This window comes from Actinomadura luzonensis (genome assembly GCF_022664455.2).
GTDB classification, from domain to species: domain Bacteria; phylum Actinomycetota; class Actinomycetes; order Streptosporangiales; family Streptosporangiaceae; genus Nonomuraea; species Nonomuraea luzonensis.
This window is the reverse complement of sequence record NZ_JAKRKC020000003.1, coordinates 487711-508008: the sequence shown is the minus strand read 5'-3', so window position 1 is coordinate 508008 and position 20298 is coordinate 487711. Positions and strand designations below refer to the sequence as shown.

The 20298-nt window shown below is 71.5% G+C and carries 19 protein-coding genes; 12 read left to right on the top strand and 7 right to left on the bottom strand.

Annotated features, from left to right (window positions below; all coding sequences use genetic code 11):
• Positions 1 to 4: 4 nt before the first annotated feature.
• Positions 5 to 1009 (top strand): tryptophan--tRNA ligase, encoded by a 1005-nt coding sequence (gene trpS / locus MF672_RS47420; RefSeq protein ID WP_242373827.1) that lies wholly within the window; start codon positions 5 to 7, stop codon positions 1007 to 1009.
• Positions 1010 to 1127: 118 nt separating this feature from the next.
• Here trpS and MF672_RS47415 read toward each other — a convergent pair whose 3' ends face one another.
• The 3 genes from MF672_RS47415 to MF672_RS47405 all read right to left on the bottom strand — a co-directional run bounded on the left by MF672_RS47415 (position 1128) and on the right by MF672_RS47405 (position 2863).
• Positions 1128 to 1403 carry a hypothetical protein gene (locus MF672_RS47415; RefSeq protein WP_242373826.1) on the bottom strand — a complete coding sequence of 92 codons (276 nt, stop codon included), beginning with the start codon at positions 1401 to 1403 and terminating at the stop codon, positions 1128 to 1130.
• Complete coding sequence (locus tag MF672_RS47410; protein ID WP_242373825.1) at positions 1400 to 1594, bottom strand: hypothetical protein; 195 nt, start codon at positions 1592 to 1594, stop codon at positions 1400 to 1402. The genes MF672_RS47415 and MF672_RS47410 overlap by 4 nt, the downstream gene beginning before the upstream one ends.
• Positions 1595 to 1696: 102 nt before the next feature.
• Positions 1697 to 2863, bottom strand: a complete 1167-nt coding sequence (locus MF672_RS47405; protein WP_302893438.1) for a helix-turn-helix domain-containing protein — start codon at positions 2861 to 2863, stop codon at positions 1697 to 1699.
• A gap of 355 nt (positions 2864 to 3218) precedes the next feature.
• Here MF672_RS47405 and MF672_RS47400 point away from each other — a divergent pair, with 355 nt between their 5' ends.
• Positions 3219 to 4073, top strand: a complete 855-nt coding sequence (locus MF672_RS47400) for a haloalkane dehalogenase (RefSeq protein ID WP_242373823.1) — start codon at positions 3219 to 3221, stop codon at positions 4071 to 4073.
• A 9-nt stretch (positions 4074 to 4082) separates the two neighbouring features.
• Here the strand turns inward: MF672_RS47400 and MF672_RS51700 are convergent, their stop codons facing one another.
• Complete coding sequence (locus MF672_RS51700) at positions 4083 to 4586, bottom strand: MarR family winged helix-turn-helix transcriptional regulator (RefSeq protein WP_302893418.1); 504 nt, start codon at positions 4584 to 4586, stop codon at positions 4083 to 4085.
• Between the two features lie 60 nt (positions 4587 to 4646).
• Here MF672_RS51700 and MF672_RS47390 point away from each other — a divergent pair, with 60 nt between their 5' ends.
• Together MF672_RS47390 and MF672_RS47385 are read left to right on the top strand one after the other, a co-directional pair.
• On the top strand, positions 4647 to 5927 hold the full coding sequence (locus MF672_RS47390; RefSeq protein ID WP_242373822.1) for an amidohydrolase family protein: 1281 nt from the start codon (positions 4647 to 4649) through the stop codon (positions 5925 to 5927).
• Between the two features lie 16 nt (positions 5928 to 5943).
• Positions 5944 to 6885 (top strand): YihY/virulence factor BrkB family protein, encoded by a 942-nt coding sequence (locus tag MF672_RS47385; protein ID WP_242373821.1) that lies wholly within the window; start codon positions 5944 to 5946, stop codon positions 6883 to 6885.
• On the opposite strand, the gene MF672_RS47380 is transcribed toward MF672_RS47385, so the two are convergent.
• Entirely contained in the window at positions 6874 to 7986 is a 1113-nt protein-coding gene (locus MF672_RS47380; RefSeq protein WP_242373820.1) for a D-alanyl-D-alanine carboxypeptidase family protein, read from the bottom strand. The two genes, MF672_RS47385 and MF672_RS47380, sit on opposite strands and share 12 nt — an antisense overlap.
• Before the next feature lie 99 nt (positions 7987 to 8085).
• Here MF672_RS47380 and MF672_RS47375 point away from each other — a divergent pair, with 99 nt between their 5' ends.
• Entirely contained in the window at positions 8086 to 8295 is a 210-nt protein-coding gene (locus MF672_RS47375; RefSeq protein ID WP_242373819.1) for an SCO4848 family membrane protein, read from the top strand.
• Here the strand turns inward: MF672_RS47375 and MF672_RS47370 are convergent.
• A complete protein-coding gene (locus MF672_RS47370) occupies positions 8267 to 9619 on the bottom strand; it encodes a peptide ligase PGM1-related protein (RefSeq protein WP_242373818.1) in 1353 nt (450 codons plus the stop codon). The two genes, MF672_RS47375 and MF672_RS47370, sit on opposite strands and share 29 nt — an antisense overlap.
• A 539-nt stretch (positions 9620 to 10158) precedes the next feature.
• On the opposite strand from MF672_RS47370, the gene MF672_RS47365 reads away from it, so the two are divergent.
• The gene (locus MF672_RS47365) at positions 10159 to 11385 is read left to right on the top strand and encodes a M20 family metallopeptidase (protein ID WP_242373817.1); all 1227 of its coding nucleotides are present in this window, start codon (positions 10159 to 10161) and stop codon (positions 11383 to 11385) included.
• Here MF672_RS47365 and MF672_RS47360 read toward each other — a convergent pair.
• Positions 11366 to 13222 carry a Xaa-Pro dipeptidyl-peptidase gene (locus MF672_RS47360; RefSeq protein ID WP_242373816.1) on the bottom strand — a complete coding sequence of 619 codons (1857 nt, stop codon included), beginning with the start codon at positions 13220 to 13222 and terminating at the stop codon, positions 11366 to 11368. The genes MF672_RS47365 and MF672_RS47360 overlap by 20 nt on opposite strands.
• Before the next feature lie 283 nt (positions 13223 to 13505).
• Between MF672_RS47360 and MF672_RS47355 the strand changes: the two genes are divergently transcribed.
• From MF672_RS47355 to MF672_RS47330, 6 genes are all read left to right on the top strand, one after another.
• Entirely contained in the window at positions 13506 to 14579 is a 1074-nt protein-coding gene (locus MF672_RS47355) for a BMP family lipoprotein (RefSeq protein ID WP_242373815.1), read from the top strand.
• A gap of 81 nt (positions 14580 to 14660) precedes the next feature.
• Positions 14661 to 16208 carry an ABC transporter ATP-binding protein gene (locus MF672_RS47350; protein ID WP_242373814.1) on the top strand — a complete coding sequence of 516 codons (1548 nt, stop codon included), beginning with the start codon at positions 14661 to 14663 and terminating at the stop codon, positions 16206 to 16208.
• A complete protein-coding gene (locus tag MF672_RS47345; RefSeq protein WP_242373813.1) occupies positions 16208 to 17350 on the top strand; it encodes an ABC transporter permease in 1143 nt (380 codons plus the stop codon). Before MF672_RS47350 ends, MF672_RS47345 begins: the two co-directional genes overlap by 1 nt.
• A complete protein-coding gene (locus MF672_RS47340) occupies positions 17347 to 18615 on the top strand; it encodes an ABC transporter permease (RefSeq protein WP_242373812.1) in 1269 nt (422 codons plus the stop codon). The genes MF672_RS47345 and MF672_RS47340 overlap by 4 nt, the downstream gene beginning before the upstream one ends.
• Positions 18612 to 19013: a cytidine deaminase gene (locus MF672_RS47335; protein WP_302893417.1), complete on the top strand. Its 402-nt coding sequence runs from the start codon at positions 18612 to 18614 to the stop codon at positions 19011 to 19013. Before MF672_RS47340 ends, MF672_RS47335 begins: the two co-directional genes overlap by 4 nt.
• Positions 19013 to 20293, top strand: coding sequence for a thymidine phosphorylase (locus tag MF672_RS47330; protein WP_242373811.1), 1281 nt, complete (start codon positions 19013 to 19015; stop codon positions 20291 to 20293). Before MF672_RS47335 ends, MF672_RS47330 begins: the two co-directional genes overlap by 1 nt.
• The last annotated feature ends 5 nt before the right edge of the window (positions 20294 to 20298 follow it).

Genomic DNA, 20298 nt, shown 5'->3' with positions numbered 1-20298 from the left:
TGCTATGGCCAGACCTCGTGTTCTCTCCGGCATCCAGCCCACCGCGGACTCCTTCCACCTGGGCAACTACCTGGGTGCGGTCCGGCAGTGGGTCACCATGCAGGAGACCCACGACGCCTTCTACTGCGTGGTCGACCTCCACGCGATCACCGTGCCGACCGAGCCGGCCGCGCTGCGCCGCCGCAGCCGCGTGGCCGCCGCGCAGCTGTTCGCCGCGGGGCTCGACCCCGAGCGCTCCACCGTCTTCGTGCAGTCGCACGTGCGCGAGCACACCGAGCTCGCCTGGATCCTGATCTGCCTCACCGGCATGGGCGAGGCGGCCAGGATGACGCAGTTCAAGGACAAGTCGGCCAAGTTCGGCGAGAACGCGGCCAGCGTCGGGCTGTTCACCTACCCGATCCTGCAGGCCGCCGACATCCTCATCTACCAGGCCGACAAGGTGCCGGTGGGGGCCGACCAGAAGCAGCACCTGGAGCTGACCCGCGACCTCGGCCAGCGCTTCAACCACCGCTTCGGCGACACCTTCAGGCTGCCCGAGCCGTACATCCTGAAGGAGGTCGAGAAGATCACCGACCTCCAGGACCCGACGTCGAAGATGTCGAAGTCGTCCTCCAGCCCGGCCGGCATCCTCGACGTGCTGGAGCAGCCGGGGCCGCTGCGCAAGAAGGTCATGCGGGCGGTCACCGACACCGGCACCGAGGTGCTCTTCGACGAGGACAACAAGCCCGGCATCTCCAACCTGCTGCGCATCCAGTCGGCCCTGACCGGCACGCCGATCCCCGAGCTGGTCGCCCGCTACGCCGGGCAGGGCTACGGCACGTTCAAGAAGGACGTGGCCGAGGCGGTGGCCGAGACGTTCACGCCGATCCGCGAGCGCACCGAGAAGCTGCTGTCCAACGAGGCCGAGCTCGACCGCATGCTCGCGGTGGGCGCGGAGCGCGCGGGCGCGGTCGCCAGGCAGACGATGGAGCAGGTCCGCGACCGGATCGGCTTCCTGCCGAAGTTCTGAGGGGCGGGGTGGGCCCGCCGCCGGGGCCTGCCCTCCCGGCGGCGGGTGTTCGGGGGTGAGTGCCTGGCCGCCATCCGGCTGGAGGAGGACGGAGGATGGCGACCAGGACGGAGGGGCTTCAGCCGGGCCACAGCTCCAGGCGCTGGTTGTGCAGCAACGTGGCCTGGTGGGCCAGGGCCGAGGCGAGCGTGACCGCGTCGGGGGCGTCGAGACGCCGGCGCACCCCGCGCGCCGACGACCGCTCGGCGACCGGCCGGCGCAGCGTGGCCGTCCACGGGTCGGGCACGGGCGGGTCGGCCAGGTAGTCGATCTCCCAGGCGGGGTAGGTGCTGCGGAGGACGGCGAGCTGACGCCAGGGGAGCTGGGCGTCGGCGTCGGTGGACGGGCCGCTCACCTCCTGCCGGCCGCCCGGTGGACGCGCAGCAGGGCGCGGAGGGCGGCCAGGCTGTGCCTGGTGAGGCGTAGGTCGCCGTTGACGGCTGTCCAGCCGGCCTGATCTCGTTCGAAGGCCCAGCCGGGGAACTCTCTCGCGGCCTCGTTGAGCAGTCGTTCCATGACGAGATCGGCAGTCGGCGCTGTGGTCATGAACGCAGCGTGTCATCCGGACGCCGATGCGTGACGAACTCGAGCGGAAGAACTCTCAGTTCGCCCGCACCGAACACAGAGTTCGCTCCGGGTGGCGCACTGTCAGCCCAGGATGCCGTGCCGCTCGGCGAGCTGGCGGACCTCGGGGGCCCACGACGGCCGGGCCCGCCGGGCCAGCGACCGGACCATCTCGCGGAGCAGCAGCTTGTGGTCGAGCTCCTCGGGGCACTCGCGCTCGATGCGCAGCAGGTGGAGCAGGCTGGCGGCGTCGTCGCCGAGGTCCTCGCAGGCGCGGGCGACGTGCCCGAGGTGGGTGGTGCGCCGCTCGATGGACGGGGTGGTGCGGAGGTCGATGTCGTCGGCGATGCGCAGCACGTCCTCGGGACGGCCGGCGTCGTTCTCGATGCTGGCCAGGTGGATGGCCACGTTCGTGGGGCCGAAGAAGGCCAGGTCGTAGACGTCGGAGTCGTCGCGCACCCGCTCGGCCAGCCGGGTGGCGGTGCCGAGCAGGCGCTCCCTGGCCCGGTCGTCGTCGCCCGAGCGGGCCTCGCCGACGGCGGCCAGCAGGTGCAGCGCGCCGAGCGCCTTGAGGTGGCGCTGGTCGCCGTCGGCGACGTGCGGCTCGAGCAGCTCGATGCCGCGCCGGGCCACGTCGTGGGCGATCTGGTGCATGTCGTCGGACAACATTGACTGCCCGAGGCTCCAGTACGCCCACGCGATCGTCAGCGGGTCCTCCGACTCCTCGGCGAAGCGCATGGCGCGGTCGGCCGCGAGGTGCGCGAGGTCCACCCGGCGCAGGTGCTTGAGCACGCCCCTGGCCAGCATGTACGCGTCGGTGGCGACGCTGCAGGCCCGCGGCGTGCGCTCGGCGGCCAGGCTCTCGGCGTCGGTGACCAGGGACGGCAGCGCCGCCATGAGGATGGAGTAGCGCCGGGCCGAGGTGAACCAGGTGTTGCGGGCGGCCGCGACCCGTTCGGAGAGCTGGTCGGCGTCCGGCGGTTCGAGGTCGGGGGCGAGCGAGCGGCAGGTGAACAGGGCCCGCTCGATGTCGCTGATCTGCGGCCTGCTCGGCTCGTGGGAGTCGCGCGGGGTCTCGCCCAGCAGCACGGCGGTGCGCACGCCCAGCACCTTGGCGATCTCGCGGAGCAGGGGCAGCGAGGGGGTGCGCTTGCCGTGCTCGATGAGCTCGATGTGGCGGGTGGTGCAGCCGGACTGGGTGGCCAGCGCGGTGGTGCTCATGCCCCTACGCTCGCGCTGGAGTCGGACCATCTGACCGGTGCTGATCTCGGTCATGGGCGTGGCGCCTCCTGGCTCTGTCGCAACAGACCACAGGCTAGGACTCCAGAACCTCCCCTGTACCGGTTTCCGCGCAGGTCAGGAACGTGAGTGGTGCTCAGCTCGGCCTGGCTCGCGGGACCGGACTCGCGCGGCGCGACGAGCGCGGCGTGGTGCCACTTGCGGGCGTCGAGGCGGGCCAGGCGCTCGTTGACCAGTGGGTCGGGTGCGCTGTCCCGGCATGCGGCCGTCGTCGGTCATGGCCCGAGCTTACCGGGGTTGCGTTAGTCGCACTAACGATGTAGCTTCGTTAGTGTCACAAACGTTAGTTCAACGAACGGATTCCGTCATGATGATCGACGTGCTCGGCTCCTCCCTGTACTACGAGGACTCCGGGGAGGGCGTCCCCTTCGTCTTCCTGCACGGCAACCCCTCCTCCTCCCGCCAGTGGCGCAACGTGCTGCCCGGGGTGGCCGCCCCCGGCCGCCGCCTGCTCGCCCCCGACCTGATCGGCATGGGCCGCTCCGGCAAGCCCGACCTGCCCTACCGCTTCGGCGACCACGCCCGCTACCTCGACGCCTGGTTCGACGCCCTCGGGCTGGAGGACGTGGTGCTCGTCGGCCACGACTGGGGCGGCGCGCTCGCCTTCGACCACGCGGCCCGCCATCCCGGGCGGGTGCGCGGCGTGGCCTTCTTCGAGACCATCGTCCGCGAGCTGAGCTGGGACGAGCTGGGCGAGGCCCCACGCCGGCGGGCCGCCGCCATCCGGGGCCCGGAGGGCGAGTCGCTGGTGCTGGACGGCGACTTCCTCGTCCGCTCGGCCTACACCGGCGGCGTGCTCACGCCGCTCGGCGAGGACGACCTGCGGCCCTACCTGGAGCCGTACCCGACGCGGGAGAGCCGCCGGCCGCTGCTGGAGTGGGCGCGCTCGTCGCCGCTCGACGGGGACCCGGCCGACGTGGTCGAGCGGGTCGCCTTCAGCCGCAAGTGGCTGGCGTCCGCCGCCGAGGTGCCCAAGCTGCTGCTCACCTTCGACACCTCGCCGACGCTGCTGATCACCCCGGCGGTGGCGGCCTGGTGCGCGGAGAACGTCGCGGCGCTGGAGACCGTGCACTGCGGCCCGGCCGGGCACCACGCCACGGAGGACAAGCCGGGTGAGATCGCCGCCGCGATCGACGCCTGGGCCCGCCGCCACGGCCTGTGACGCGGGTGCTCAGCGGAAGCGGCGGCGGCCGAGCGGCGCCAGCACCTCGCGGAGCGCGTCGGCCGCCCGCCGCAGCGTCTCCTCCGGGATGCCGGCCGTCACCTCCTCGTGGACGCGGCCCGACACCTCCAGGGCCGCGGCGGCGGTGCGCCGCCCCTCCTCGGTGAGGCGCACCCACCGGCTGCGCGCGTCGCCCGTGTCGGCCTCGCGCTCGACGTGGCCGGCCGCCGTCAGCCGCTGGAGCACGTTGCTGGTGCCGCCGGAGGTCAGCAGGAGGTTCTTGGCCAGCTCGCTCGGCTTCATCCGCGACGCGGGGGCCCGGCTGAGCGCCACCAGCACGTCGAACTCGGCGTAGGTCAGCCCCAGCTCGGCCAGCTCGGCCTTGACCGCCTGCTCGAAGAGCAGGTTGAGCCGGGCGGCGCGCTTGCTCAGCTCCAGCGTGGCGACGAGGGACGGCGACATGCCCGCCTCCTCCCAGCGGGGGACCAGCGCGTCGATCTCGTCAGGCTTCATCCCATCGAGGATACTCATCCATCGATTGCTTTCTGAAAAGCTTCTGGTTAAGCTTTCGCCATGCTCAACTCCCTGCTGATCAAGAACGGCGTCGTCATCGACACCGCGCCCGCGCCGGTCGTCCTCGGCCCGGCGGACGTCCGCGTCGAGAACGGCGTCATCGCCGAGGTCGGCCCCGGCCTGACCGCCGCCCCGGGGGCGGAGGTCATCGACGCGACCGGCCGGCTCGTGCTCCCCGGCTTCGTCGACACCCACCGCCACACCTGGCAGGCCCCCATCCGGGCGCTCGCCCCCGACGTCTCCTTCGACGGCTACCTCGCCCGCGTCCTCGGCGAGGCCGCCCCCCGCTTCCGCCCCGAGGACGTCTACGCCGGCAACCTGGCCGGCGCCCTGGAGTGCCTGGACGCCGGCGTCACCACGCTGCTGGACTGGTCGCACATCCAGCTCACCCCCGCCCACACCGACGCCGCCGTGCGCGCGCTCCGCGACTCCGGCATCAGGGCCGTGTTCGGCTACTGCCACGGCGGCGACCCCGCCGAGCTGGCCCGCGAGACCCGGCGGGTGCGCGAGGAGCTGTTCGACACCGAGGACGGCCTGCTCACCATGGCCCTGGCCGCGCTCGGCCCGGAGATCGCCGGCGAGGAGCGCGCGCTCGCCGAGTGGCGGCTCGCCGCCGAGCTGGGCCTGCCGGTCACCGCCCACCTGGGCGGCCACGGCAGGGAGAGCGCCGCGCGGGGGCTCGCGTTCCTGGAGTCCCACGGCCTGCTGTCGGTCCGCACCACGTTCGTGCACGCGCTGCACTACACCGACGAGGAGTTCAAGCGCATCGCCGGCAGCGGCGGCAGCGTCTCCTTCGCACCCGTCGACGAGATGAACCTCGGGCTCGGCTGCCCGCCCGCCGGCCGGGCCAGGGCCGCCGGGCTGCCGGCCGGGCTCGGCGCCGACACGGTGGTGTGCGCCCCCGGCGACCTGTTCTCCCTCATGCGCACGGTCCACCTCCTCGAACGCGGCCGCCCCGACGGCGCCGGGCTCGGCTTCACCACCCACGACGCGCTCCGCATGGCCACCGCCGAGGGCGCCGAGGTGCTGGGCCTGGCCGGGTCCGTCGGCTCGCTGCGGCCCGGCGGGCAGGCCGATATCGTGCTGCTGCGCACCGACAGGCCCGGCATGGCCGCCGCGCACGACCCGATCGGCGCGGTCGTGCTGCACGCGAGCCCGGCCGACGTGGAAACGGTGCTGGTCGGGGGGCGTGTCGTGAAGCGAGATGGGCAGTTGCTCCAGCACGACCTGACGACGGTGCTCGCCTCTCTCCGGGAGTCCGCCGCCGCGGTCGCGGGGTGAGGCCGGGAGGGCGTGTATGGCGGGTCTTTGGCAGCGCGTGGAGGCGGTCCGCGCGTGGGGGCGCCGCAGGGTCGAGTACTGGCGGGTCCGGCGGCTGTCGCTCGACCACCTGATCCGCGGCGTGCAGCGCTACCAGCTCCAGAGCGGCGACCGGCTGGCGGGCGCGGTCACCTACTTCGCGTTCCTGTCGTTCTTCCCGCTGGTCGCGCTGGCGTACGCGCTGCTCGGCTACGTGGTGGCGACCAGCGAGGCCACCAGGGAGGCGCTGCAGACGGCCATCACCGAGCGGCTGCCGGGCATCGCCGAGCAGCTCAACCTCAAGGCCATCGGCGAGGCCAAGACGACCGCCGGCATCATCGGCCTGCTCGGCCTGCTCTACGCCGGGCTCGGCGCGCTGGACGCGCTGCGCGGGGCGCTGCGCGAGATGTACATGACCACCGAGCCGCCGCTCAACTTCTTCGTCGGCAAGCTGCGCGACCTGTCCTCGATCATCATGATCGGGATCGCCATGATCACCTCGGTGCTGGTCGGCGGGTTCGCCACCAGCGCCACCGACCGGGTGCTGCACCTGCTGTTCGGCGGCGGGTCCCCGCTGGCCACCTTCGGGCTGCGGCTGGCGGGCGTGGTGGCCGGGGTGGCCGCGGACTGGGTGCTGTTCCTCATCCTGCTCGGCTGGGTCGCCCGGCCGGTTCAGCCGTTCAAGGTGATCGCCAAGGGCGCGCTGATCGGCGCGATCGGGTTCGGCGTGCTCAAGCAGCTCGCCACGCTGCTGCTCGCGACGACGCTGCACAACCCCGTCTACGGCACGTTCGCCGTCATCGTCGGGCTGCTGATCTGGATCAACTTCTCGGCCCGGCTCGTCCTGCACGTCGCGGCGTGGACGGCCACGGCCGGCTACTGCCCGCCGCCCGCGCCCACGCCGGTGCCCGCTCCGCTGGAGGAGGGCTCAGGCGCCTGAGCCCCCGCGGCGGCGGCGCCGGATGCCGTACACCAGCCACACGACCCCGACCAGCAGCCCGCCGCCGATCACCACCGACCCGACGGTCTTGGTGTGGTCGGTCTGCTTGCGCGCGGCCGCGTCCAGCAGCGGCGGCTGCCGGGCCGGGGTGACCTGGGTGACCGGGCCGCCACTGGCCTGCTGCTGGGGCGCGGCCGGCTGCCCCTCGGGCAGCGGGTCGACGAGCTGCCCGACCGGGGCGGCCTTGCCCCGTACGGAGAAGCCCCAGTCCATGAGCTTGCCGACCTCCTCCCAGAAGTAGCCCTCGTGGCGCATGATGCTCACCACGATCGTGTGGCCGCCGCGGGTGGCCGCGCCGACGAAGCTGCCGAGGGCTTTGGAGGTCCAGCCGTTCTTGACGCCGATCATGCCCTGGTAGCGCCAGAGCAGCTTGTTGTGGTTGCTGATCTGGTACGTCTTGCCCTTGGGGGCGGGGAAGTTCGCCGTCCTGGTGCTGATGTAGCGGGCGAAGTCGCGGTTGGCCAGGCCGGCGCGGGCGATGAGCGCCAGGTCGTAGGCGGAGCTGCTCTGCCCCGGCTTGTCCAGGCCGCTCGGCGTCTTGGCGACGGTGTCGTACGCCTGCAGCCGCCGCGCCTCGGCGTTCATCTCGCTCATGGTCTTGGCCAGGCCGCCGTTGACCTCGGCGAGGGCCATGGCCGCGTCGTTGCCGGAGGACATCATCAGGCCCTTGAACAGGTCGTCCACCGAGTACGTGGCCTTCGGCGTGAGCCCGACCGCGGTGCCCTCCTGGTTGCAGGCGTTCTGGCTGGGGCGGATCCGGCGGTTCTTGTCGAGCTTCGGGATGAGCGTGAGCGCCGTCAGCGTCTTCAGCGTGCTGGCCGGCAGGTAGTGCCCGTGGGCGTCCTTGGCGGCGAGCACCTGGCCCGTCTCCACGTCCGCGACGACGTACGACGTAGCCTTGGTCTTGGGCGGCTTCCTGACGCCCTGGGGTGCCACCAGGCCACGGCTGCCCAGTGCCTCGCCGCCGACGGGTGTCGCCGGGGCGGCGTGAGCGGTCCCGCCGGTCAGCGAGGCCGAGGCGATGAGTGCCGCAAAAAGCACGGTTTTTGTCCACATGGCGGGTCTCAGCGTAGCCCTGGATGAATGCCCATGTGGCGACACATCCCCCGAAGATCCACCTTCGATACTAGAGAGATGGTCATGTCACGAAAGATCGCCGGATTCCTCATCGCCCTCGGCGCATTCATGATCTTCGAATGGATCAATCTCGGCCTCAACCTGGCCGACGGGCATCCGACGAGCTTCTACGTGGTGCACGGGATCCTCATCGCGGTGAACCTCGTCCTCGCGCTCGTCCTCGCCTGGATCGGCGTCCGGGGGTTCACAGGCCGCTCAGGAGGCGCCCGGTGAGGGCGTGCAGCTCGTCCGCCTCCTCCCGGGAGTCGCCGATCGTGGTGAAGCCCAGCTTGCCGTGCTCGGGGATGGCGCCGAGCAGGTGGAAGACGTTGCCGGTGCGGCGCTCGTGGTCGAAGCCGAGGCCGAGCCGGTCGGCCGTGCGCATGACCTCGCCGGGCGTGCGGCCGCGCAGGCAGGGGGCGGCGCAGTTGTCGGTCGCTGTGTAGTACTTCGGCCGGCCGTCGGCCACGAGCAGCCCGTCCGCGGGGTCGTAGACCGCCCCGGTGGTCAGCGTGACGGCCCCGTACGGGTGCGTGGTGCCGCCGATGCGCAGGTTGATCTCGCACAGCAGCGCCGCGTACCCGGCGTCGGCCTTCAGCGCGAAGAAGTCCATCCCGAACAGCCCCACCACGCCGCGGTCGGCGAGGACGCGGGCGATGCGCTCGGCCGAGGCGCCCACCTCGGCGCGGTACTCGGGGGCGGCGGGGAACGTGCAGCCCTGGTAGACCTGGCCGCTGTCGCCGCCGAGCACCTGGTCGTGCGTGGCCAGCACCCGGGCGTGGCCGCCCGGGCTGACGCACGCCAGGGCGCTCGGGTAGTACAGCGGCCGGTGCTCGATGAACTCCTCCACCACCGCGCCGCGATCCCTGATCTTCGACGAGAACGCCTCCCAGGTCTCGTCGCCCGCCGAGAAGCTGATCAGCGAGCGGTCGGCCTTGGTGACGATGGCGTTGCCCAGCCCCGAGTAGGCGTCGTTGAGCTTGACGATCACCCGCTCGCCGGGCAGGGCCTCGATGGCCTCCTCGATCTCCAGCGCCGTGCGCACGTCCCCGAAGCCGCGCGCCATGGGCACGCCGGCCTCGCGGCCGATCTCGCGGGCGCCGCTCTTGGAGCCGTAATAGGCGTACGAGGTGGCCGGACCGTAGATGGGCACGTGGAGTGACGATGCGAGCTCCTCCTCCAGCTCGCTGAGCACGAACGGCACCAGCCAGGCGTCGCCGTCGATCTCCGCCCGTAACTGCTCCAGCACGTCGGGACGGCGGAGCAGGGTCCTGGTCAGCGGCTGGGACCAGGGGTCGTCGAGCGTGATCAGCGTGAGGCGCTTGGCGGCGTCATCCGGATCGGGCAGGAACGCGAAGTAGTAGTCGATGATGTCGGGATCGATCGGCGCGGAGGAGAGGTAGATCACCTTTACCCCGGGTTCGCGGAGCGTCAGCAGCAGGAAGAGCAGGCGCTCCTCGTAGGACCTGGCCGCCTTGATGCGGCGGAGCTCGTCCTGGGGCAGGGAGAGCGAGGGCACGACCACCAGGGTCCCCTCCCTCGGCTCGAAGATGCTCAACCCAGCACTCTTCTCCCCGAACGGGATATTAGTGATCATATAGCGAGTGAAACACCGATTCACCCCAAATGCAGCCAGCCCCGAAGTGTCATGACCATGACAGAAGGTGACAGGATTCGGAATCGGCGACCACGTTTGGGAGGGGCGGCGACGGGTCACTATCTAATGATCCCTTGTGACTATTTCCGGACCAGCCGGTCGTTCACGTATGGTGACGAGCAGGGGTTACGGGCGTGCCGTCGGCTAACTTTTGGTGTATCTGTCGGCGCGAAGCCGTACGCGGGCGATAGAGTCGAAGCATCGCCATCGGGCTCACGGCCGACCGCTGTGCTCCCGGGCTGCAGCGGCACTCGCGACCGACGTACGCATGCCCATGCCGACGATCTCACGCACCCGAACCAGCGGGTGTGTTTTTTGATTCGCCGAGTCGGCCGCTCGACCACGGCGGCCCACGGCGCGAAGTGGACGAGTACGACAGCGCACTAGCCGCGCTGGTTCATAGTGATGTGGCGCGCGGCATTGGGACGGGACGGTGACATATGCGGGGACGTGAGCTGCGGGGGGAACTCGACGCGTTCCTGGCGGAGACCGAGCAGGATCTCGTGGCGTTCCGCCGCGACCTCCACATGCACCCGGAGCTCGCCTTCGCCGAATACCGCACGACGCAGCGGATCGCCGAGCGGCTCAGCGCCGCCGGGCTGAGCCCGCAGGTGCTCCCCAGGGGCACGGGCCTGATCTGCGACGTGGGCAGCGGCGACGGCCCCACGGTGGCCCTGCGCGCCGACATCGACGCGCTGCCGCTGCAGGACGAGAAGGACGTCCCCTACCGCTCCACGGTGGCGGGCGCCTGCCACGCGTGCGGTCACGACGTGCACACCACGGTGCTGCTCGGCACCTCGCTCTTCCTCGCCCAGCAGGCCGCGGCGGGGCTGCTGCCCGGCCGGGTCCGGCTGATCTTCCAGCCCGCCGAGGAGCTGCCCGGCGGCGCCCTGGAGGTCATGGCGCACGGCGGCATCAGCGGCGTCGACCGCATCTTCGGCCTGCACTGCGACCCCCGGGTGGACGTCGGCCAGCTCGGCCTGCGCACCGGCCCGATCACCTCGGCCTGCGACCGGCTGACCGTCCGCGTCTCCGGCCCCGGCGGCCACACGGCCCGCCCGCACCTGACCGCCGACCTGGTCTTCGCGCTGGCCAAGATCCTCACCGAGCTGCCCGCCGCGCTGTCGCGCCGGGTCGACCCGCGCTCCTCGCTCAGCCTCGTCTGGGGCCGCGTCGAGGCCGGCTCGGCCGCCAACGCGATCCCCGACGACGGCATCGCCGAGGGCACCGTGCGCTGCCTGGACGAGAACGCCTGGCACGCGGCCCCCGACCTGATCAAGTCGCTGCTGGAGTCGGTCGCGAGCGCCTACGGCATCGAGGCCACCATGGACTACACCCGTGGCGTGCCGCCGGTCGTCAACGACGAGGTCAGCGTCGAGATGCTGGGCGAGGCCGCCGAGCGCGTGCTGGGCGCGGGCGCCGTGGTGCCCACCCAGCAGTCGCTCGGCGGCGAGGACTTCGCCTGGTACCTGGAGTCGGTGCCGGGCGCGTTCGCCCGCCTCGGCACCCGGTCCCCCGACGGCGTCACCTACGACATCCACCAGGGCACCTTCGACGTGGACGAGAAGGCGATCGCGATGGGCGTGCGGGTCATGGCCGCCACCGCGTTCACCGCCCTGTGGGAGGTCGGGCCGCTCGACCCGTCGGTCACCAGCGCGCTGGCGTGACCACCGGCAGCCGCAGCGCCGACCTGCCGGGCGCGACCGTGATCCGCGTGCCCGGCGGGTAGCGCAGGGTGTAGTCGCGGTCGGTGGAGATGATCACCAGGCTCAGCCGGTGGCCCTTCTTGACCAGGTAGTCCGTCGGCTGGAAGTCCCAGGTGAAGTCGTACTCCTTGCCCGCCCGCAGCGGCTCGGTCCGGTCGGCGCGGTGCCGGTTGCGCACGTCCAGCCAGCCCCGCGTGACGATCTTGTACGGGGTCACCGCGGTGCCGAGCGTGCGCAGCGCGGTGCACCCGGTGTCGCCCGGCACGCCCTGGCCGTAGCAATAGGTCTCGCCGGTCGGCACCAGCGTGCCGTTGGCCCGGGTGTCGCTGCCGTGGTCGACCAGCAGCGCCGTCAGGTACGGCGAGGAGCCGCCGGCGAAGGAGGCGCGCACCGACACCCGGGGCGTGCCGGAGATCCGCACGTCGGCCGGCAGCTCCCCGGTGGTGTAGGCGAGCCGGTTCGGGTCCGCGCCGCTCGCCTCGACGAGCTGCTCGGCGGTCCTGGTCTTCTGGTCGGTGAACGTCTCGCGCCCCGACAGCGGGCGCGGCAGCAGCCCCAGCCGCCCGCCGGAGCCCAGGTGCAGCGGCACGGTCGCGGCGCCGGGCAGCGGCCACGAGGCGTGCCGCTCCCACTGGCCGGGCCCGATCTCCACGTCGGCCTGCGGCTCGCGCGTGATGCCCGAGTCGATGCCGTACAGCCAGTGGTCGAACCAGCCGTGGAGCTGGCGCAGCCACTCGGCGGTGCGCAGCGAGAACGGGTTCATGTGGGTGCCCTGGTGCAGCCAGATCTTGCGCGGCACGTTCCGCTCGGCCAGGGCGTACCACCACTGGGCGAACTGCTTGGTCTTGACGTTCCAGTCGTTCAGGCCGTGCACGACGAAGACGCTGGCCTTGACCTTGTCCACGTCGTTCAGGTAGTTGCGGGCGGCCCAGAAGGCGCTGTAGTCGCCGGTGACGCGGTCCTGGGCGGCGGTGATGGAGTCGATCAGGGGGCCGCACACCTCCTGGCCGTTCTCCCTGGTCAGGACGTACTTGGCGAGCACGTCCAGGTCCTCGCCCTGGAAGCCGCCGGGGGCGAGGACGCCGCCGTTGGCGCGGTAGTAGTCGTACCAGGACGAGATCGCGGCGATCGGCACGATCGTGCGCAGGCCCTCGACGCCGGTGGCGGCGACGGCGTTGGGCAGGGTGCCGTTGTAGGAGACGCCGATCATGCCGACGTTGCCGGTGGACCAGGTGGCCTCGACCGGGTTGCCGTCGGCGTCGTAGCCCTTGGCCCGGCCGTTCAGCCAGTCGATGACGGCCTTCGGGCCGGCGGTCTCGTTGCGGTCGCCGGAGGTAGGGCAGCCGGTGGCGCGGCCGCTGCCCAGGTTCTCCACCAGCGCGACGGCGTAGCCGCGGGGCACGAAGTAGTTGTCGTAGTAGCCGTCGAACGGCTCGGCGGCCAGCTTGTTCGCCTGGGCCCTCAGCGTGGGCAGCGGGTTGCCGTTCTCGTCCACGTCCACGGGGTAGTTGGCGACGTCGTTGCCGCCCGCGTAGTACGGGCTGGCCTCCATGATCACCGGGACCTTGAGCCCGGCCTCGGTCTCCTTGGGCCGCAGGATGTCCACCGCGACCCGGTCCGGGCGGCCGTCGGAGTCGCTGTCGGTGCCCGCGACCTCGACGTGGACGGTCTGCTTGACGGCGTCGGCCCGGGAGAAGACCGGCTGGGTGGCGTTGTTCTCGACCTTGACGGCAGGGGTGTCCGCCGCGGCCGGCGCGGGGCCGGTCACGGCCGCGACGAGGAGCGCGGCCAGCGGCACGGCTAAAAGTCTCCTAGGGTGCATGTTCGGAATCTCTGTCAAGATCGGCCGTCGGACAAGGGGGCAGGGAGTGCCAAAGTTGGGCAAAACCTGTTCTCGCGGATAGCGTGTCGGATGGCGCGGAACCTAGGTCACGGACGCGCCTGATGTCGATAACGGAGCGGTTGCGACCCTGTGTGCCGGTTTGGTCTGCCCTGGTCAAGCAACTATCTTCCGTGCAGGTGCCGTACGTTTCTTCGCGCCTGCGATGAACCCGACGGCGGGGAAATGGAAGGGAGTCGCCTTGCTCGGCAAGCGATTCAGCAAAGTGACGTTCGGCTCCGTGGCCGGCGTCATGCTCATGGCGGCTGCCGCGTGTGGTGGCGGCAACAGCGGGGGCACCACGGCCAGCGAGGCGCCGAGCAGCGCCGGCGCCAGCAGCGCGGCGCCGCAGGGCGGGCTCAAGGTGGGCCTGGCGTTCGACGTCGGCGGGCGCGGTGACAAGTCCTTCAACGACGCCGCGTACGCGGGTCTGGAGAAGGCCAAGACCGAGCTCGGCGCGGACATCAAGGAGCTGAGCCCGGCCGCCGACGGCTCCAACCGCGGCGACCTGCTGCGCCAGCTCGCCGACGCGGGCTACAACCCGATCATCGGCGTCGGCTTCGCCTACGGCGAGGACATCAAGAAGGCCGCCGAGGAGTACCCCGACATCCAGTTCGCGGTCGTCGACTCCGCCAGCAACGCCCCCAACGTGACGGGCCTGCTGTTCGCCGAGGAGCAGGGCTCCTACCTGGCGGGCGTCGCCGCCGCGCTCAAGTCGAAGAGCGGCCACGTCGGCTTCGTCGGCGGCGTCGAGAACGACCTGATCAAGAAGTTCCAGGCGGGCTTCCAGGCCGGCGTGAAGTCGGTCAAGGCGGACGCCAAGATCGACGTCAAGTACCTCACCCCCGACGGTGACTTCTCCGGCTTCAAGGCCCCCGACAAGGGCAAGCTCGCGGCCGAGAAGATGTACCAGGACGGCGCGGACATCGTCTACCACGCCTCCGGTGACTCCGGTCTCGGCGTGTTCCAGGCGGCGGCCGCGGCCGGCAAGAAGGCGATCGGCGTCGACTCCGACCAGCGCCAGACGGTCAAGGAGAGCGACCTGCAGAAGGTCATCATGACCTCGATGCTCAAGCGCGTGGACGTCGGCGTGTTCGAGTTCATCAAGGCCTTCCAGGGCGGCGCCAAGGGCGGCAGCGACACGGTCTACGACCTCAAGGTCGACGGCGTCGGCCTGGCCACCACCGGTGGCGAGATCGACGACATCAAGGACAAGCTCGACGCTGCCAAGAAGGACATCGTCGACGGCAAGATCACGGTTCCGGCCAAGCCGTAACCTGGGCAGGACCGACGACCGAGGGCCCGGAGTCCGCTTCGGGCCTTCTGTCTATCCCGCCCTGCTCCTAGGAGAGGCGAAATGAGTGCTGACACCCTGGCCACGGCGAAACCCGCCGTAGAGCTGGAGGGCATCACCAAGCGTTTCCCCGGTGTCGTCGCGAACCATGACATCCGCATCACCGTCAGACCCGGGACGGTGCACGCCATCGTGGGAGAGAACGGCGCGGGCAAATCCACCCTGATGAAGATCCTCTACGGCATGCAGAAGCCGGACGAGGGCACGATCAAGGTGAACGGCACGGAGGTCAGCTTCCGCACGCCGAGCGACGCCATCGCCGTCGGCATCGGCATGGTCCACCAGCACTTCATGCTGGCCGACAACCTCACCGTGCTGGAGAACATCGTCCTCGGCGCCGAGCCGACCAAGGCCGGCGTGCTCGACACCAACGCGGCGCGGGTGCGCATCGAGCAACTGGCCGCCTCGCACGGCCTGCGCGTCGATCCCGGCAGGCTCGTGGAGGACCTCGGCGTCGGCGACCGCCAGCGCGTGGAGATCCTCAAGGTGCTCTACCGGGGCGCCCGCATCCTGATCCTCGACGAGCCGACGGCCGTGCTCGTCCCGCAGGAGGTCGAGGAGCTCTTCCAGAACCTGCGCGAGCTCAAGGCCGAGGGCCTGACCGTCATCTTCATCTCCCACAAGCTCGACGAGGTGCTCGACATCGCCGACGCCATCACGGTGATCCGGCGCGGCACCACGGTCGCGAGCATGCCGCGCGCCGAGGTCGCGAGCGCCCGCCAGCTCGCCGAGCTGATGGTCGGCAGCGAGCTGCCCACGCCCGAGACGCGCGAGTCCACCGTCACCGACCGGGTGGCCTTCCAGGCCGCGCACCTCACCGTCGAGACCGACGGCAAGCGGCGGCTGCTGGACGACGTGTCGTTCGACATCCACGAGGGCGAGATCCTCGGCATCGCGGGCGTCGAGGGCAACGGCCAGTCCGAGCTGATCGAGGCCATCATGGGCATCCGCCCGGCCCAGGGCCTGATCCGGCTCGCCGGGCAGGACGTGAGCGCCTGGCCCACGCTGAAGCGCCGCGAGGCCGGCATCGGCTACATCCCCGAGGACCGCCACCGCCAGGGCCTGCTCCTGGAGGCGTCGCTGTGGGAGAACCGCGTCCTCGGCCACCAGACCAGGAAGCCCGCCAGGAAGGGCATCTGGGTGGACCGGCGCGCCTCCAAGGCCGACACCGAGCGCATCGTCAAGGAGTACGACGTGCGCACCCCGAGCGTCGAGACCCTGGCCCTCGCGCTGTCCGGCGGCAACCAGCAGAAGCTCATCGTCGGCCGCGAGATGAGCAGCGAGCCGAAGTTCCTCATCGCCGCGCACCCCACGCGCGGCGTCGACGTCGGCGCCCAGGCCGCCATCTGGGACCACCTCCGCAACGCCCGCGCCGCCGGCCTCGCCGTGCTGCTCATCTCGGCCGACCTCGACGAGCTGATCGGCCTGTCCGACACGATCCGGGTCATCTACCGCGGGCGCCTCGTGGCCGCGCTCGACCCGTCCGACATCACGCCCGAGCGGCTGGGCGGCTACATGACCGGCGCCATCGCCGGCACTGAGGAGACGTGATGCCCGCGGGGCTCAACCGGGCGCTGCTCACCGTGGCCGGCGCCGTCATCGCGATCGTGCTGGCCATCGCGATCTCCAGCGTGGCGATCATCGCCGCGGGCGCGAGCCCGCTGGACGCCTTCGCCGCCTTCTTCGACTTCGGCGAGACCGCGCGGGCGCAGTCCAACGGCATCGCGACCTTCATCAACCGGGCCGTCCCGCTGTTCATCGCGGGCCTGGCCGTGGCCGTCGGCTTCCGGATGAACCTGTTCAACATCGGCGTGGAGGGCCAGTACCGGCTCGCCGCGATCGTCGCCGCCTACGTGGGCTCCACGTTCACCGCGCCCGCGCCGATCCAGATCGCGGTGATCATCATCGTGGCGGCGGCCACCGGCGGCCTCTACGCGCTCATCCCCGCGGTCATGAAGGTGACCAGGGGCGTGAACGAGGTCATCGCCACGATCATGCTGAACTACATCGCGATCAACCTGACGTCGTACCTGGTGCGCGGGCCGTTCGCGGGTCAGCGCGCGGCCGGGCAGCTCACCACCACCACGCCCGAGCTGCCCGAGTCGGCCATGTTCCCCAACCTCAACTTCGTCTTCGACTGGTTCGGGCAGCTCGCGCCCACCCGGGGCGGCGGCCTCCAGGGCTTCCTGCTGGTCGCGATCGTGCTCGGCGTGGTCGTGTGGATCGTGCTGGAGCGCACCCGCTTCGGCTTCGACATCAAGGCCAGCGGGCTCAACGGCCCGGCCGCGCTCGCCTCCGGCGTCAACCCGAAGAAGATGGTCATCGCGGCGATGGTGCTGTCCGGCGGCATCGCCGGGCTCATCGGCCTGCCCGAGATCCTCGGCGACAAGGGCGCCTTCAACTCCAACTTCACCGCCGGCCTCGGCTTCCTCGGCATCGCCGTGGCGCTGCTCGGCCGCAACAAGCCGGCCGGCATCGCGGTCGCGGCGCTGCTGTTCGCCTTCCTCGACCGGGCGCAGGGCTCGCTGCAGTTCGCGGGGGTGCCGTCGTCCGTGGTCACGATCATCCAGGCGGTGATCGTGCTGCTGGTCGTGGTGGCGAACGAGGTGACGAACCGGCTGGCGCTCCGGATCGAGGAACGCCGGGCGGCGCAGCAGCTCGGCAGGGACACTCCCGTTGAGGTGACCGCATGACCAGGGTCAGCAAGTACCACCTGACGCTCATCGGCGTCGCGGCGCTCCTGGTGGTGATGTCGCTGGTGCGGATCATCACCGGCCACAACGACATCACCTCGTCCGGCACCTTCTACGCGGCCCTGCTGCTGGCCGTGCCGATCGGCCTGGCCGGGCTCGGCGGCCTGTGGGCCGAGCGGGCCGGCGTGGTCAACATCGGCCTCGAAGGCATGATGGTGCTCGGCACCTGGTTCGCCGGCTGGGCGGGCTACCAGTGGGGGCCGGTGGCCGCGCTCGTCGCGGGCCTGCTGGCCGGGGCGATCGGCGGGCTCATCCACGCGGTCGCGACCGTCACGTTCGGCGTGGACCACATCATCAGCGGCGTCGCCATCAACCTGCTCGGCCCCGGCGTCACCCGCTTCCTGTCCGAGGTGCTCTACAAGGAGGGCACCCCGGCCGCGGCGGCCGGCGCTGGCATCACCACCTCGCCCGCGATCAGCGGGTCGACCTGGACGCCCAGCCTGCCGGTGCTGTCCGACGGGCCCGACCTGCTGGGCAAGCTGGAGAGCACGCACTGGTTCCTGCTGTCGGACCTCGCGGGCATCCTGCGCGGGGTGACGCACCAGATCAACATCCTGGTGGTGCTGGCGGTCCTGCTGCTGCCGCTGACGTACTTCGTGCTCTGGCACACCTCCTTCGGCCTGCGGCTGCGCTCGGCGGGCGAGAACCCGTGGGCGGCCGAGTCGCTGGGCGTCAACGTCTACCTCATCAAGTACCTGGCCGTCGTCGTCTCCGGCGCGTTCGCCGGGCTCGGCGGCGTGTTCCTGGTCTTCGTCTCCACCAAGTACGTCGAGGGCCAGACGGCCGGGCGCGGCTTCATCGGCCTGGCGGCGATGATCTTCGGCAACTGGCGGCCGGGCGGCCTCGCGGCCGGCGCGGCGCTGTTCGGCTACGCCGACGGCCTGCAGCTGCGCGACCAGCAGGCCGTCACCTCGTTCTTCCTGTTCGGCGCGGTGCTGCTGCTCGGCTACCTGGTGATGCGGGCCCGTCAGCTCATGGCCGCCGACCCGGCGGGCAGGGGCGCGCGGCAGTACACCGTGCTGGCGCTCGCCGCCCTCGGCACGGTCGTGCTGCTCTGGTTGTGGCGGACCGTCGAGCAGCTGCCGAACGAGTTCGTCTTCATCACACCACACGTGCTCACGCTGCTCGTGCTCCTGGTGGCGTCGCAGCGGCTGCGGATGCCCAAGGCCGACGGCGTGCGCTACCGGCGGGGGGAACAACATTGACCGAGCACATCGAATGGGACGCCCTGCGCGAGCAGGCGGCCGAGGCCATGCGGTACGCGTACGCGCCGTACTCGAAGTTCCCGGTGGGGGCGGCGGCGCTGGTGGACGACGGGCGCGTCGTCACCGGCTGCAACGTCGAGAACGCCTCCTACGGCGTCGGCCTGTGCGCCGAGTGCGGGCTGGTCTCGGAGCTGCAGCGCACCGGCGGCGGCCGGCTGGTGGCCTTCACCTGCGTGGACGGCCACGGCGAGCTGCTGATGCCGTGCGGGCGCTGCCGGCAGCTCCTGTACGAGTTCGGCGGCGACGACCTGCTCGTCGAGACCGTGGACGGCCCCAAGCCGATGGCCGAGATCCTGCCGTACGCGTTCGGCCCGCAGGACCTCAGCCGGAGCGCCTGATGGACGCCATCGAGGTCATCCGCGCCAAGCGCGACGGCGGCGAGCTGACCACGGCCCAGATCGACTGGGTGATCGCGGCCTACACGCGCGGCGAGGTGGCCGACGAGCAGATGTCCGCGCTCGCCATGGCGATCCTGCTCAACGGCATGAACCGGCGCGAGATCGCGGACTGGACGCAGGCCATGATCCGCTCCGGCGAGCGCATGGACTGGTCGGCGCTGGACCGGCCGACCGCCGACAAGCACTCCACCGGCGGCGTCGGCGACAAGATCACGCTGCCGCTGGCGCCACTGGTGGCGGCGTGCGGGGCGTACGTGCCGCAGTTGTCCGGGCGCGGCCTCGGCCACACCGGCGGCACGCTGGACAAGCTGGAGTCCGTCCCCGGGTGGCGGGCCTCGCTGTCCAACGACGAGATGCTGGGCGTGCTGCGCACGGCGGGCGCCGTGGTGTGCGCGGCCGGCTCCGGGCTGGCCCCCGCCGACAAGAAGCTCTACGCGCTGCGCGACGTCACCGGCACCGTGGAGTCGATCCCGCTCATCGCCTCGTCGATCATGTCGAAGAAGATCGCCGAGGGGACGGGGTCGCTCGTCCTCGACGTGAAGGTGGGCTCCGGGGCGTTCATGAAGGACGTCACGACCGCGCGCGAGCTGGCCGAGACCATGGTCGCGCTCGGCACCGACGCGGGCGTCCGCACGGTCGCCCTGCTGACCGCCATGGACCGGCCGCTCGGCCGGGCCGTCGGCAACGCGCTGGAGGTCGAGGAGTCGGTCGAGGTGCTGGCCGGGGGCGGGCCCGCGGACGTGGTGGAGCTGACCGTGCGGCTGGCGGGCGAGATGCTGGAGGCGGCCGGGCTGCCCGGGGCCAAGGATCCGGCCGAGGCGCTGCGGGACGGCTCGGCCATGGACGCCTGGCGGCGGATGATCTCCGCCCAGGGCGGCGACCCGGACGCCGTGCTGCCGCGCGCGGCCGAGACGCTGACCGTGGAGGCGCCCGCGTCCGGGGTGCTGAGCCGGCTGGACGCGTACGCGGTGGGCCTGGCCGCGTGGCGGCTGGGCGCCGGGCGGGCGCGCAAGGAGGACCCGGTGTCGCCGGGGGCCGGGGTGACGCTGCACGCCAAGCCGGGCGACCTGGTGCGGGCCGGGCAGCCGCTGCTGACCCTGCACGCCGACGAGACGGCGCGCTTCGAGCGGGCGCTGGAGGCGCTGGCGGGCGGCTACGCCGTGGAGGACGCGGCGGGGGAGCGGCTCCCGCTGGTCATCGACCGCATCACCGCCGGGTAGCCCCT

Excerpts from the sequence above, each read along its gene's own strand:
- trpS (WP_242373827.1), top strand. The coding sequence starts at position 5 with ATGGCCAGACCTCGTGTTCTCTCCGGCATCCAGCCCACCGCGGACTCC.
- MF672_RS47410 (WP_242373825.1), bottom strand. The coding sequence starts at position 1,594 with ATGACCACAGCGCCGACTGCCGATCTCGTCATGGAACGACTGCTCAAC.
- MF672_RS47405 (WP_302893438.1), bottom strand. The coding sequence starts at position 2,863 with ATGGTCCGACTCCAGCGCGAGCGTAGGGGCATGAGCACCACCGCGCTG.
- MF672_RS47400 (WP_242373823.1), top strand. The coding sequence starts at position 3,219 with ATGATGATCGACGTGCTCGGCTCCTCCCTGTACTACGAGGACTCCGGG.
- MF672_RS51700 (WP_302893418.1), bottom strand. The coding sequence starts at position 4,586 with ATGAAGCCTGACGAGATCGACGCGCTGGTCCCCCGCTGGGAGGAGGCG.
- MF672_RS47390 (WP_242373822.1), top strand. The coding sequence starts at position 4,647 with ATGCTCAACTCCCTGCTGATCAAGAACGGCGTCGTCATCGACACCGCG.
- MF672_RS47385 (WP_242373821.1), top strand. The coding sequence starts at position 5,944 with ATGGCGGGTCTTTGGCAGCGCGTGGAGGCGGTCCGCGCGTGGGGGCGC.
- MF672_RS47375 (WP_242373819.1), top strand. The coding sequence starts at position 8,086 with ATGTCACGAAAGATCGCCGGATTCCTCATCGCCCTCGGCGCATTCATG.
- MF672_RS47365 (WP_242373817.1), top strand. The coding sequence starts at position 10,159 with ATGCGGGGACGTGAGCTGCGGGGGGAACTCGACGCGTTCCTGGCGGAG.
- MF672_RS47350 (WP_242373814.1), top strand. The coding sequence starts at position 14,661 with ATGAGTGCTGACACCCTGGCCACGGCGAAACCCGCCGTAGAGCTGGAG.
- MF672_RS47345 (WP_242373813.1), top strand. The coding sequence starts at position 16,208 with ATGCCCGCGGGGCTCAACCGGGCGCTGCTCACCGTGGCCGGCGCCGTC.
- MF672_RS47340 (WP_242373812.1), top strand. The coding sequence starts at position 17,347 with ATGACCAGGGTCAGCAAGTACCACCTGACGCTCATCGGCGTCGCGGCG.
- MF672_RS47330 (WP_242373811.1), top strand. The coding sequence starts at position 19,013 with ATGGACGCCATCGAGGTCATCCGCGCCAAGCGCGACGGCGGCGAGCTG.